The sequence below is a fragment of the Clostridium sp. OM05-5BH genome (assembly GCF_003481505.1).
Classification (GTDB): domain Bacteria; phylum Bacillota; class Clostridia; order Lachnospirales; family Lachnospiraceae; genus Otoolea; species Otoolea fessa.
In genome coordinates this window covers 89,595-102,516 of record NZ_QULJ01000010.1, presented here as the reverse complement: position 1 = coordinate 102,516, position 12,922 = coordinate 89,595, and the positions used below count along the sequence as shown (strand labels likewise).

Annotated in this window: 13 protein-coding genes; 8 read left to right on the top strand and 5 right to left on the bottom strand. The window is 43.1% G+C overall.

Annotated features, from left to right (window positions below; translation table 11 throughout):
* Positions 1–71: 71 nt before the first annotated feature.
* From DXB70_RS11995 to DXB70_RS11985, 3 genes are all read right to left on the bottom strand, one after another.
* Positions 72–437: a helix-turn-helix transcriptional regulator gene (locus DXB70_RS11995; protein ID WP_005927604.1), complete on the bottom strand. Its 366-nt coding sequence runs from the start codon at positions 435–437 to the stop codon at positions 72–74.
* 102 nt (positions 438–539) lie between these two features.
* Positions 540–1,910 carry a HAMP domain-containing sensor histidine kinase gene (locus DXB70_RS11990; RefSeq protein ID WP_005927602.1) on the bottom strand — a complete coding sequence of 457 codons (1,371 nt, stop codon included), beginning with the start codon at positions 1,908–1,910 and terminating at the stop codon, positions 540–542.
* Positions 1,907–2,602 (bottom strand): response regulator transcription factor, encoded by a 696-nt coding sequence (locus DXB70_RS11985; protein WP_005927600.1) that lies wholly within the window; start codon positions 2,600–2,602, stop codon positions 1,907–1,909. Before DXB70_RS11985 ends, DXB70_RS11990 begins: the two co-directional genes overlap by 4 nt.
* Before the next feature lie 158 nt (positions 2,603–2,760).
* On the opposite strand from DXB70_RS11985, the gene DXB70_RS11980 reads away from it, so the two are divergent.
* From DXB70_RS11980 to DXB70_RS11950, 8 genes are all read left to right on the top strand, one after another.
* Positions 2,761–3,684 (top strand): ABC transporter ATP-binding protein, encoded by a 924-nt coding sequence (locus tag DXB70_RS11980; RefSeq protein ID WP_055150037.1) that lies wholly within the window; start codon positions 2,761–2,763, stop codon positions 3,682–3,684.
* The gene (locus DXB70_RS11975; protein WP_118673391.1) at positions 3,677–4,480 is read left to right on the top strand and encodes an ABC transporter permease; all 804 of its coding nucleotides are present in this window, start codon (positions 3,677–3,679) and stop codon (positions 4,478–4,480) included. Before DXB70_RS11980 ends, DXB70_RS11975 begins: the two co-directional genes overlap by 8 nt.
* A gap of 1 nt (position 4,481) precedes the next feature.
* Entirely contained in the window at positions 4,482–5,252 is a 771-nt protein-coding gene (locus DXB70_RS11970) for an ABC transporter permease (RefSeq protein ID WP_005927592.1), read from the top strand.
* Between the two features lie 20 nt (positions 5,253–5,272).
* Complete coding sequence (locus DXB70_RS11965) at positions 5,273–5,620, top strand: YxeA family protein (protein WP_118324795.1); 348 nt, start codon at positions 5,273–5,275, stop codon at positions 5,618–5,620.
* A 496-nt stretch (positions 5,621–6,116) separates the two neighbouring features.
* A complete protein-coding gene (locus tag DXB70_RS11960) occupies positions 6,117–6,539 on the top strand; it encodes a sigma factor-like helix-turn-helix DNA-binding protein (RefSeq protein WP_027643547.1) in 423 nt (140 codons plus the stop codon).
* A 507-nt stretch (positions 6,540–7,046) separates the two neighbouring features.
* Positions 7,047–7,250, top strand: a complete 204-nt coding sequence (locus DXB70_RS11955; protein ID WP_117506436.1) for a hypothetical protein — start codon at positions 7,047–7,049, stop codon at positions 7,248–7,250.
* Positions 7,251–7,383: 133 nt separating this feature from the next.
* On the top strand, positions 7,384–7,560 hold the full coding sequence (locus DXB70_RS14190; protein ID WP_005927581.1) for a hypothetical protein: 177 nt from the start codon (positions 7,384–7,386) through the stop codon (positions 7,558–7,560).
* A gap of 89 nt (positions 7,561–7,649) precedes the next feature.
* Complete coding sequence (locus DXB70_RS11950; protein ID WP_113993191.1) at positions 7,650–9,158, top strand: recombinase family protein; 1,509 nt, start codon at positions 7,650–7,652, stop codon at positions 9,156–9,158.
* A 31-nt stretch (positions 9,159–9,189) separates the two neighbouring features.
* On the opposite strand, the gene DXB70_RS11945 is transcribed toward DXB70_RS11950, so the two are convergent.
* Positions 9,190–9,387 (bottom strand): histidine kinase dimerization/phospho-acceptor domain-containing protein, encoded by a 198-nt coding sequence (locus tag DXB70_RS11945; RefSeq protein ID WP_118673390.1) that lies wholly within the window; start codon positions 9,385–9,387, stop codon positions 9,190–9,192.
* Between the two features lie 153 nt (positions 9,388–9,540).
* On the bottom strand, positions 9,541–12,546 hold the full coding sequence (locus DXB70_RS11940; protein ID WP_347559618.1) for a response regulator: 3,006 nt from the start codon (positions 12,544–12,546) through the stop codon (positions 9,541–9,543).
* Positions 12,547–12,922 lie beyond the last annotated feature (376 nt).

The following is a 12,922-nucleotide window of genomic DNA, read 5'->3' as shown; positions in this document are numbered from 1 at the left end:
ACTTGTGGCCACAGAGGCATTGCTTGCCACTTAGCGGCAGCCCCTAAAATGGCGCAAAAAAACAGAGGCCCTTATTCTGGAACCTCCGTTTCTCTGGCTTTCTTAATGCCCTCGGCTGTGGCTTCTATTACGACAAGCTCTTTTTCATTCATGGAGTTTAGAAGCACATCAATGTGCTTTCTGCAAGAGCTTGACCTTGCCCCTCCATCCGCATGAATAAACTGGTCAACTGAGACGTCAAACATGGTAATGAGTTTAACAAAAAGGTCGAAGCTGGGATACTGCCCCTTGTTCTCAATATTCATAATGGTGCGGGAGTCACGGTCTACTAATTCCGCAACATAGGCTTGTGTCCAGCCCTTTTCTTCTCTGGCTCTTTTGAGCGCCAACCCGAGGCCGTGAAAGTCAAACCTTCTTTCATCTTGGTTCATTCTCATATCACCCTATATCATTGTACATTTCGGGTTGAATTATGAGAATGTAATGAAATTTGATGTAAGGTAGTATTTTATTTCTTGTTTTTGTCTGTCTATTATAAGTTAATATATTTCTATTGGAATAACAACTTCTACGCTTAATCCGTGCGGGGCAGTATCAGAAAATTGAATTGTGCCTTGATGTATTTTCACAATCTGCCGCACGATTTTAAGACCCAGCCCATGCTCGATTTCTCCCGTTTGCTTTTGCGTACTGGAAATATCTCTGTCGTTATTCAATGTGTTTAGTTGCGGCTCACTTATTCCACAGCCATTGTCTATTACAGAAAAGGTACACGTTCTATCACAGCTTCCTACTGATACTTGTATCCTACACCCGTTTGGATTATGGACAATACAATTCCTGATTAAATTGCATAACATCCGATTTAGTAAGGATTGATCGCCAGTAATAGTGATAGCTTTTCCGGGATTATCTTCTGATAGCTCTAATTCATATTTGTCTGATAGGCCATCATTCAAAACTTCACTTACGGCTTGCCTCGCCAATTCTACCGGGACAAGTGTTTGCTTTTGCATAGGCTGCATGGAATATTCCAGTTTTGTAGTCAAATTCAAATTCTCAACTAAATTCTTTAGTTTTTCGCTATGTTTGCGGATAATTTCCGCTTGCTTTCTGGTGGTTTCCGGCAAAGAAGAAGTTTCTTCAATTTCGCTGGCATACCCTAAAATCATAGAAAGCGGCGTGCGTATATCGTGAGAAATACCCCTGATCCATTCGGCGCGGGTGTTATCTTTTTTTAGTAAGTAATCACCGGCTTTATTCAAACCGGCATTGATTTCTGCTAACTCCCCGTTTTCTTCCAGATGAACGGGATGCCCGGATGAAAGATGTCGTATGCCATTCAAAATCGGCTCCATAGCTTTTTCAATCCGGTGGGCATTTCGGACAAATAGATACAACATTAACAAAACATTGATACAGACAGCGGCTAAAAATCCAAACGCTATCGGCCGAACATATTGAGTTTTGATGGAAGTGTAGTAATTCGTTACATATCCCTGCGGGAAACCAACAACTAAAAGGCTGCCTTGTCGATTCCAAATATTAACTGGATAACTGTTAAGATACCAACGGCTGAACATAGCAACGTCCGTTGTGGAATAGTGGCGCGGCAATTCTTCCGGCACATTCATTTCCCAAATTATGTTTCCATTTTCATCCAAAATCATGGCCCATGCGCAAGCATTGTTTAACATGTCCTCTGCCTGTATATCGGCATTGAATTGCCCGTTAGTTTCTGTGATATGATTTGAAAAATCTTCAATCGGGAAATTTGAGTTTTTTACATTCCCTAAATAGGCGGCTGCAAAGAAAGAGGCTACTAACAAAATATTGACGAATAGAAAGAGAATGATGATACTGACTATTGAAAATATATAGCGGCGAAAAAATCGCTCTGATTTGTTCATGTTTGCACCCCCTTAATATTCAGACGATACCCAATTCCTTTAATTGTTACAAGCGCAACTGGTTTTGAAGGATTTTCCTCGATTTTTTCTCTTAGATGTCGGATATGAGTTGCTAATGTACTTTCGTATCCTTGCCAGAAATCACCGCATATTGCTTGACATAATGCGCCTGTGGTAACGATCCTGCCTTGATTTTCATACAGTTTTTCAAAAAGTTGAAACTCTTTGGCTGTCAGCGAAATATTTTCTCCGCTTCTCTGGACGATTGCTTTTTCCAGATCAACCGTAGCAGCTTCAAAGAACACTTTCCGCTCTTTCTCCGGGTAAACGCGTTTCAATATAGCCTGTACTCGAAATAGTAATTCTTTTGGTAAGAATGGTTTTAACAGATAGTCGTCTGCACCATTTTCAAAGCCTACAAATTTATCTTCAGCCTCGCCACGAGCTGTTAGCATTAAGACAGGAATTTTGCTGGTCTTTCGTAGTTCTTTTAATGCAGCAAACCCATCCATACCAGGCATCATAACATCGAGTATCATCATATCTGGTTCTTGTTCCTCACACATTTTTAAGGCTGCCTCGCCAGACGAAGCCGTCAATATTTGTGTAAATCCTGCTCTTGTAAAAATAGATTTTACCATCTCCAACAAATCTGTTTCATCATCAACTACAAGGATTCTTTTATCGTTCATAAGGCACCACCTTTTATTTGTTGCTCTTATTATACCTCAAGATAGGTAAAATGCCTATTCTGACCTTGAAATCTCAAAGTAAACTCAAGGTTGGCTCAATGTTATCTCAAAGTTGATATGTTATGCTGAGTACACAAACAAAAAAGGAGGCATAAGTGATGAACGATTACATTATTGAAACACATAATCTGACAAAAAAGTATGGAAGTCAGACCAGTGTTTCCCATCTGAATATTCATGTGAAAAAGGGCCGTATCTACGGGCTATTGGGACGCAACGGTGCAGGTAAGACCACGACCATGCGGATGTTGCTAGGACTGACGGCTCCCACGTCTGGCGAGGTAACGATATTTGGAAAGCCCTTTCAGGGCAACGAAAAGAATATCCTGCCCCATATAGGCTGTCTGATTGAGTCGCCGGGCTTTTACCCCAATTTGACAGGAACGGAAAACCTAAAAATCTTTGCTGAACTTCGAGGATTAAGGAGCCCCAAATATATCAAAAATGCATTGGAACTTGTTAATCTACCTTACCGGGACAAGAAGTTGTTTTCCCAATATTCTCTTGGCATGAAGCAGCGGTTGGCGATTGCTCTGGCCGTCATGCATAACCCGGAACTTTTGATTTTGGACGAACCGATTAACGGCCTCGACCCCATCGGCATTGCGGAAGTGCGAGATTTTATCCGAGAATTGTGTGATACCAGCGGTAAAACCATTTTAATTTCCAGTCATATTCTTTCGGAAATCTCTCTGCTTGCAGACGATGTGGGAATTATTGACCACGGCAAGTTGCTAGAAGAAGAAAGTCTGAAAGAATTGGAGGCGAAAAACGCCAAGTTCATCCACTTCTGCGTATCGGATGCACAAAAAGCTGCGAAAATTATTGCTGCAACATTTCACAGCAAAGATTTTCGCCTTACAGATGCCAATAATCTGTATCTCTACGATATGACTCTGCCAGTGGAAAAGATTAACCGTTCTTTTGTCGAATCAGGAATTGAGATTCAAGAAGTCCATCTTTGTGAGGATACTTTAGAGGACTACTTCAAAAAGATAACAGGGGGTGAGGGGATTGCTTAACTTGATTCGGTGCGAGTTTTGGAAACTGAAAAGAAAAATGTTCGTGCAGTTGGTATTGGCGGCATCTTTTCTGTTTCCAATCCCGCTAACTGCCATTATCTATTATCTGAACACGGCGCAGAACAAATACGCTACAAAAGCAGCAGCTTTTGACGCCCTGTGGCAATCCGTAATCGGTTTTGGTATGTTGCTACTTCTTCCCTGCATTTTAGGAATTGTTGCAGCACTCCTCTTTTTTATGGAGCGAGATAACGACACCTTTAAAAACCTACGGACAATTCCGATAACAAGTTCACAGATGGTTATCGCAAAGTGCATTGTTTTATTATTGCTTAGTATTGCGTTTTGTATATCTTCGACTGTAGCCTCTATCCTTTGCGGTTTTGTCTTTTTCGGAGTGACCGATATTTTGTTTAAGGTATTGTTTTCCGCTATTTACGGATTATTGATTGCGATTAGTGCATTACCGCTGATATTGCTGATTATATTTTTCAGCAGATCCTATGTTTTTTCCATTATGCTTTGTGTATTTTATAGTGTATTCAACCTGCTCTCAACATTTTCTATGACAGCACTTCCAAAATGGCTTGTACTTACTCTGCCTACACCGAGCATTATGTTGTGGGGAACCCAGCAAATGTCTTCTCGTACTGCTATAAACGACACAGAGGATTTGCAGAACTTCATTCAAATGGGATTGATACCTTCTACTCCTCAACTAATTATAACTTTGGGGGTAATTGGGGTTGTTTCACTTCTTCTGGCGGTCTATCTTTATAAGAAAAGGAGTGAGTGAAATGGTAACAATTATAAAAACCGAGTTTATGAAGCTGAAAAGATATTTTATTGTCTGGATTGGCGTGTCCCTCATGCTTCTTACAGTTCTGCTAACCTTGTTTACTACAATGGCCGATGACGGAATGGTATGGGACTACCAATTTCTTTTTGAACAGGTAGTTAAGCATTTTGTAACAATGATTTTCCCAATGTGTATCACGCTGATTAGTGGGTATATGATTTCCCGTGAATATACAGACGACACATTAAAAAATATTGAAACATTACCCATTTCATTTAGGAAACTTCTGGCAGGTAAATTGATTGTTTCTGCAATTCTGTCGCTTTTCTTAGGAATTGTGTGCTTTGTTTTCACAGTCATTGCAAATTTTATCATGGGATATGATGGATTTGCTTTGATTCCTGCGCTTACAGGATTGGTGCAAATGGCATTGTTAGGATTCTTCCTTTACTTGACAATGCTGCCCATTATTGTTCTGACAAGCAGATATAAAGGGAGTTTCCTTGTAGGGGTTATCGTCGCTTTTGTATATGGGTTTATAGGAATGTTTGCAAATGGGACTTTACAATCTATATATCCTGTCTCCGCTGCGCTTGGTTTAATCAATTATCGAGCTGGGGCAGAAGGAGTTATGTGGAATAAAGGACTGTGTTTTATTAGCATTCTGATTATGTGTGCTATTGGAATTGCTTTGATGTTTGTAAAACAGAAACCAGAAAAGAGAGAAGCTAAAAAAACACAGCACACAGCACCTAAAAAGGGCTGGTAAAAGAAAGAGAGGTAACCTTTATGAGTTCTAAGAAAAAAATAGGAATTGTGATTGTCGTTGCTGTACTAGCAATTACTTTTATGACTGTAGCTTTTCTCACTACGCAAACCAATACAGACTACTATACGCAGATTGATAACCGATGGGTAACAGATATTGCACCGCATGGTGCGATGAACTATAAATACACATTGGTTGCTTATAATGAAAGTGGTAATGCGAAAGACGTTACTTTTGAAACAAGCAAAGTTCTCACAGATGGTGCGTATCTGTGCTTGAAAGTGGCTCCCATCAGAGGGGTTGTAACATGGGCTGAAATGCAGTTTGATGAATTACCTTCTTCTGTTCAAGAAAAATATAAAGAATAACCCCGCAGGACAATAAAGGTGCCTGTAATGAAATATATTTAGATCAGCTGCCACACGACGGCAAAAGAAAAAAAAGCCGTCGTACAGCAGCCCTTTTGACACGCCCATACGACTAGCGGCGGCTTTGATTTTCAGAGCCGCCGTTTCTTTCGTTTATCCTAAACCAACGACGACCTAACACCGTGTAAATCCACGGCGGCATATAGGAGGATTGCCGCCGTGTCTATTTTTGTCTTTTTTCACAGTACCCATGACCTACATCAGTTAAAAAAAGCATAGCTCCCCCTCCGGGTTATTCCGGCTATGTATGCGAAATTTGTTGGAACCTTAACTATTATGTCATTTCATGCGTCCGTGTGGCTTCATGCCGCCCGGGCGCTTTTGTGTTCTTATGGGGCTGCTTCGGGTCATGTTGGCCCGAAGTCATTCCCCGGTGTCGCTCCCCGCCGCCTTCGTTTCGGTCACTCGTCAACCAACAACCGAAACGGAGGTCAATATGGCTATTATCAATTTGCGGGACTATTACCCATTCTATACATCAGATTGCTTCATGGAAGTATCGGAAGAAGTTGCAGAAATGTTCAAAGAATTTGATCGTAAAGAGGCTGCCTACCGGCTGCGTACATACCGCCACAAAGCCTACTATTCCCTTGATCGGGATGATGGGCTGGAGCATGAGGCTGTCTTTGTCGCACTTTCGCCCCATGAGCTGTACGAGCGAAAAGTTACCATGCAGGAACTTCACGCAGCGATTGCCAGTCTGCCGGACAAACAGGCAAAACGGATTTATGCTCATTTCATTCTCGGCATGACCAAACAGGACATTGCCCGGGCAGAGGGCGTCCATGAAAAAGTGGTTCGTGTCGCAATCGAGCGAGGTCTGCGGCGCTTAGAAAAAATTTTGAAAATTTCTTTGTAAGGCGTACCGATTTAGGCCGGAAAATGAAATGGCTTATGAGAGGTAAAACACTTCGGGTCACAATGGCCTGAGGTTCAGACAAGCCTCATGCAGATTGAAAATTGAATAAAAAGACACCCGGATACGAAGGGGAACGCGCTGTGTGACAGACCCGCCATGACCTCGGATTTCAGAGAATACAGTCTTTGTAAAACTGAGCGAGCGAACAGGTCCATGCCATAGGTGGGGCAAGGCTGGCTCCACCGGAACAGGTGCAGGCCCCGGATACTTGCGTTTAGTCACAGTCCGAGCGTTGAAGCGGCCTTGCAAGCCGTGAGCCGTCGCAGGCAATGAGAACGCCTTGCCATCAGAATGGGGAGAGTTGAAATACTATGGGGCATGAAGCCTATGTCCGTCCGGTGTGTCTGAAATGAAGTGAAAACCTATGGGGAGCCCCCGGCAATGCTGTCTGATGATAGGCCAACCGATCCGGCGCGGCTCCCCATCTTTTCAAAAAAGGAGCACTTTATGGGAAATGCGTTTGGAATGATCCCCGGCTTGGAACCGGACGAATGGAGCAATGACGCTTGCCGTGGTTATGTCATTATGGCAATGGAGAACTGCGGATTTTCAAAGAAGGATATACGGCGTGTTGTGGGGCAGCTTTATGAAGTATTTGACCTCAACAGCGTGGAGGACGCCAAAGAAAAGTACCATTCCAGTCCTTACTGACCTCGGGCCACATCGACCCGAAGTGGAGAAAACTCAAAGGGCGGCACCTGCCGGGTGCCGTCTTTTGACATTTCCCCACGGGACAAGTGGGAAAGGCTGGCATATACACGCACTTTCGCAAAGGAGGTTTTCAATGACGCAAGCTGTCACTTATGAACGAGAAACAAAGTCTGTCGCATTTCAAGGGAAGATCATTGTGCTGGAAAGCCTCACGCCGGTACTTCCCCCGAAGGAGAAAGCACAGCGCAAAAAAGAAATTGAGCGTTGTCTTTACGAGGTGTTCAGCAAATATGGAGACAGATTTCCCTAATCATTCGCAACATTGTTGTCCGGGGCTGCTGATGGTATAATATAGTTGTAAGGTTGGTAGCTCCATTCCAACAAGGAAAGGAGCCCAATATGGAATTTATCAGAGAAGATTGTATTTACGCAAGACAGTCAGTAGACCGCAAGGACAGTATCAGCATTGAAAGTCAGATCGACTTTTGCAAGTATGAATTGAAAGGTGGGAGCTGCCGGGTATTCAAGGACAAAGGCTATTCCGGTAAGAACACGGACAGGCCGGAGTTTCAAAAGCTGCTGGGCGAGATCCGCAAGGGAAAGGTTCGGCGGGTCATCGTGTACAAGCTGGACCGTATAAGCCGCTCTATTCTGGACTTTGCAACGATGATGGAGCTGTTTCAAGAGTACGATGTGGAGTTTGTATCCTCCACGGAAAAGTTTGATACTTCGACACCGATGGGCCGGGCCATGCTGAATATCTGCATTGTATTCGCCCAGCTTGAACGTGAGACAATTCAGAAGCGTGTCACAGACGCCTACTATTCACGGTGCCTGAAAGGCTTTCACATGAGCGGACAGGCGCCATACGGTTATCAGTTAGAGCCTACTGTGGTAGAGGGTATCCGCACAAAGAAAATGGTTGCCGACCCCGTAGCCGCCGACCATGTTCGGCTGATGTTTGAAATGTACGCTGAACCGGAAACCTCCTTCGGAGATATTACCCGATACTTCGAGGAACATGACATAAAAATTTATGGCAAATCCATGTTCCGTACATTTCTTTCCCAGCTTTTAAGAAACCCGGTTTACGCACAGGCCGATTTGGAGCTGTACGAATTTTTCAAGAGCCAGGGCGCAGCGATTGTCAATGACGCTTCTGACTTTGCCGGAACAAACGGCTGCTATCTCTATCAGGGGCGGGATGTGAAGGAGGACAAGGACAGGTGCTTAAAAGACCAGATACTTGTTATCGCTCCCCATGAAGCACTCATTTCCTCTGACACATGGCTGAAATGCCGGAAAAAACTTATGGCAAATACCACCTTCCAACAGGGACGGAAACCGAAGAACACTTGGCTGGCCGGAAAAATCAAATGCGGTCATTGTGGGTATGCTCTGAAAGCCACCCATGTACCAAACAGCACTGGATATTTCCGCTGTACCAAACGGACGGAAAACAAAGGCTGTCCGGGCTGCGGGAAAATCCGCAAAGAAGAATTTGAGCAATTCATTTTCTCGGCCATGCAGGAGAAATTCAAAGACTTTCAGATACTCCACGGCAGAGAGGAAAAAGTCAATCCGAAACTGACCGCCTATCAAGTGGAGCTGGCACAGGTGGAGTCAGAAATTGAAAAGCTGCTGGATACGCTGACCGGAGCCAATGCGACCTTGCTTGCCTACGCTAACAAAAAAATTGAAGAACTGGACAACCGACGCCAGACCATTTCAAAGGCAATCGCTGAATTGAGCGTTGAAACCATATCTCCCCAGCAGATAAAGAAGTTATCCTATTATCTCGACAACTGGGACAGCATAGATTTTGACGACAAAAGAAAAGCCGCCGATGGTTTGATCTCTACGATCAAGGCCACCAGCGACCGTGTTCAGATAGAGTGGAAAATCTGACATTTCCGCTCTATCGCCCCTCATTTCTATTTTATCTTGTTTGTACCCCTTGTACACTGATGTTTACCAGAGACACCAGATATTTCAGGGATTCCATTACCTTTTCTCTGATCTTCTGCTGTATCTGTGAATCATCTGCGTACTGATTTTCCATATTTACCATACCGATAATACCGTTCAGTGGTGTACGTATATCATGACTCATAGTTGCCAGAAACCTTGTTTTCATTTCGGCTTCCCGCTTTGCTGCTTCTGCAGCACGGTTATAAAAACCAAAACTGCCATGGACTGCGGTTGCTTCGAAAATATATATTTAGTTTCTGTCATAACAAAACCCTCTCTATGTTTCCTAGCTGCTTTTCCCATACATCCAGGAAGACAATTACAGCCAGTTTTCCAGAACATCATTCAGCTTATTCATATCCAGCGGTTTCGCGATATGCCCATTCATGCCTGTATTTTTGGCCAGCTGTACATCTTCTGCAAAAGCATTGGCAGTCATGGCAACAATAGGCAGTTTTCCCTTTTCACCCGGAAGACTCCTGATTGCTGCAGTTGCCTCATAACCATTCATGACAGGCATTTGGATATCCATAAAAACAAGATCATACAATCCTTCCGGAGAAGCTTCCACTTTTTCAACTGCGATTTTCCCATTTTCTGCTGTTTCCACTTCTGCCCCTGTCATCTGCAAAATTTCAACACCAATTTCTCTGTTCAACTCATTATCCTCAACCAGCAGAATCCTTCTTCCTGTATAATCTGCTTCTGACAGTTTCTCCAGATAATTTCTCGCTGTATTTTCTTTTCTGCCTGAAGTAAACTGCCGCAGTGTAGCCGTCAGTCGGGAACGGAACAGCGGTTTTGCAATAAAAGCATCTACACCTGCCGCCTTTGCCTCTTCTTCAATTTCGCTGAATTCATAGGATGTCAGTACAATGATGGTAATCTCTTTCCCGATCCGTTTCCGGATCTGTCTGGCAGTTTCTATACCATCCATCTCCGGCATCTTCCAGTCCAGGATAACAGCAAAATAATCATTTTTTAGCTCATGACGTGCATAACAACGTTCAACAGCTTCCTTGCCAGAAAGAACCCATTCACCTGTAATACCGATTTCTTTCAGTGTGGCAACTGTACTTTCACAGCATGTCTTATCATCATCCACTACCAGAACCGGCAGATTCATCAGATTTTTGTCCTGTTCTTTTTCTTTTTCCTGAAGCTCCAGATAAATTGTTACTGTGATTTTAGTTCCCTTGTGCAAGGTACTGTCCACTTTAATAGTGCCATTCATCAGGTTCACAATATTTCTGCTGATTGCCATTCCAAGACCGGTTCCCTGAACTCTGGTTGTCCGGTGGTCATCTGCACGGCTGAACGGATCAAACATGATTTTCTGGAATTCCGGTGACATACCGATTCCATTATCCTCAATCGTAAATTCATAGCATCCAAGTTCTGAAAATCCATTGGGTTTTTCCTCTATCGAAAAAGTAATATTTCCACCATCCGGTGTATACTTGATCGCATTACTCATCAGATTCACAAATACCTGCTGAATCCTCAAGCTGTCACCACAGACAGCCTCATGTTCAATATGATTGATGTGTATATCAAAATTATGTTTATGTTCATCAAGCACCGGTTTCGTAAGTGTAATAAGATTATCTACCAGCTCTGACAGATTGAAATCTTCCTGTGCTAGTGTCATTTTTCCACTTTCAATACGTGCCATATCCAATACTTCATTGATCAGCCCCAGCAGATGGCGGCTTGATTCTGTGATCTTGCCGAGGCATTCAATGACTCTGTCCTTGCTCTCAACATTTGCTCCTGCGATTGCCGTCAGACCCACAATCGCATTCATTGGTGTCCGGATATCATGGGACATATTGGAAAGGAATTCTGTTTTCGCACGATTTGCATTTTCTGCGGACCGGTAAGCCTCTTTCAGTGCCTGACGGGATTCAATCTCTGCTTTCTTCTCCTGTGTCACATCCATGGATGCCAGCAATACCTTTTCCAGCTTTCCTTTCTTCCATTCCAAGGGAATATAAGAAGCGATTTTATAAGTCTTTTCATCCAGGCTGCAATACTCAAACTTATAAATATCATTTTCACTTTTCAGTTTCTTCCGAATATTATCCGGGTCTATCAGGATATCTATAGCTTCTAATGGTTCCAGTGTCTTATATTTTTCAAGAACCTGCATCTGAAAATCATGATAAAATCCCAGAGGTTTATATATCATCTGTCCATTCAGATTGTAGAATTCATATCTGTCATTTTCCAGATCACAGACAACAAAGCGGTCAACCAGACGCACAATACTCTGAATCAACTGCTCCATGGAAGCATTATCCGTTGCCATCTGCAGATGCCGTGCGCTCTCTACCTTTGCCTCTGTGATATCACGCAGAAAAATCATGGCATATTCTGAATCCTCTATTTCGCCACGTATGACCACATTGCGGACCCATCGTTCTTCTCCATTCAGATTGATACGGCACTCTAAAGCCAATTCGGTTTCCAGACCCTTCAGCCTTTCTGCAATATAACCACGGTCGTAAAAAGAGGATACCGCCTTCTTATCTGTCTCCACAACATAGGAATCCACAAAATGCCGAATCAATTCATCCCATGTATAACTCTGTTCAAAGACGGTCATCAGGGACGGTTCAACCTTAAAGGTATCAAAAGTATTCGCTTCCAGATTCACATAATACTCGCACAAATCTGCTTTCGTAAAAGCCCGGTGGAAAGCAGCAGATTTTTGTGCCTGCATGATTTCTTTTTTCTCCCCATCAATGTTAATAAAAATCCCGGCAATCCTGCTGGCAGAACCATCCAGACGGCGTATTACTTCCGCCGATGCCCGAAACCACTGGTATTGATTATCCTTCATTCTCATACGATACTCTACCTGGTATTTTATCTGGTTCGTCTTATCCTTAATTACCGCCTGAAGCTGCACCATTACTCTTTCTTTATCCTGTGGGTGCAGAAGATCTGACCAGGATTCCAGTTTATTCGGAAAGTCCAGAGTATCATGATAGCCAAGCATTTTTCGGAATTCATGACTCCAGTTTGCATTCACAATCTCACTGTTTTCGTCACAGTCAAAATACCAGAAGCCGGAATAGATAGCCTCATTGAGCAGTGCCAAATTTACATGATCCCAGTTGACCTGTACGGACATTACCCAGATCTGTCTGCCCGCCTCATCTGTCGCGTCCTCTTTACAAAGCCGTACATTATTCACTGTACCGTTTGCTGCAATGATTTGTGCTTCCCCTGTTCCGTGAAGCTGCAAAAAGCGGTCTCGCTCCAGTATATCTTCCGCGTCATAAAAGAAGTTTCTCAATGAACCTTTTGTCTGTTCCATGAAAGTATCGAATGTATATCCTGTACTATGCAACAGCAGATTATCCACAGACAAAATAGACAGGTTTTGGTCATAAGATCCTGTCATTATACCTACCCCGCCATTATTTTCCAGTGTTTTCTGTATGACCTGTGACATAGCCTGTGTCTGTCCCGTTACAGTCTCACCTAAGGAATATATTTTGTCTTCATAATTTTTCATTTTATAAAAGTCCTCTCTCCGTTTTATGCCTTCTTCATCCTGCTTTTATCTGTATACAGAAAACCTGTCCCTGCTAGTTTTGTTACCCATTTTTGCATACAAAAAGGACACTTGCCAAGATCTGCCAGTGTCCCTACTATATTTTTTTTAAATCACACATCTATATAGTATAAAA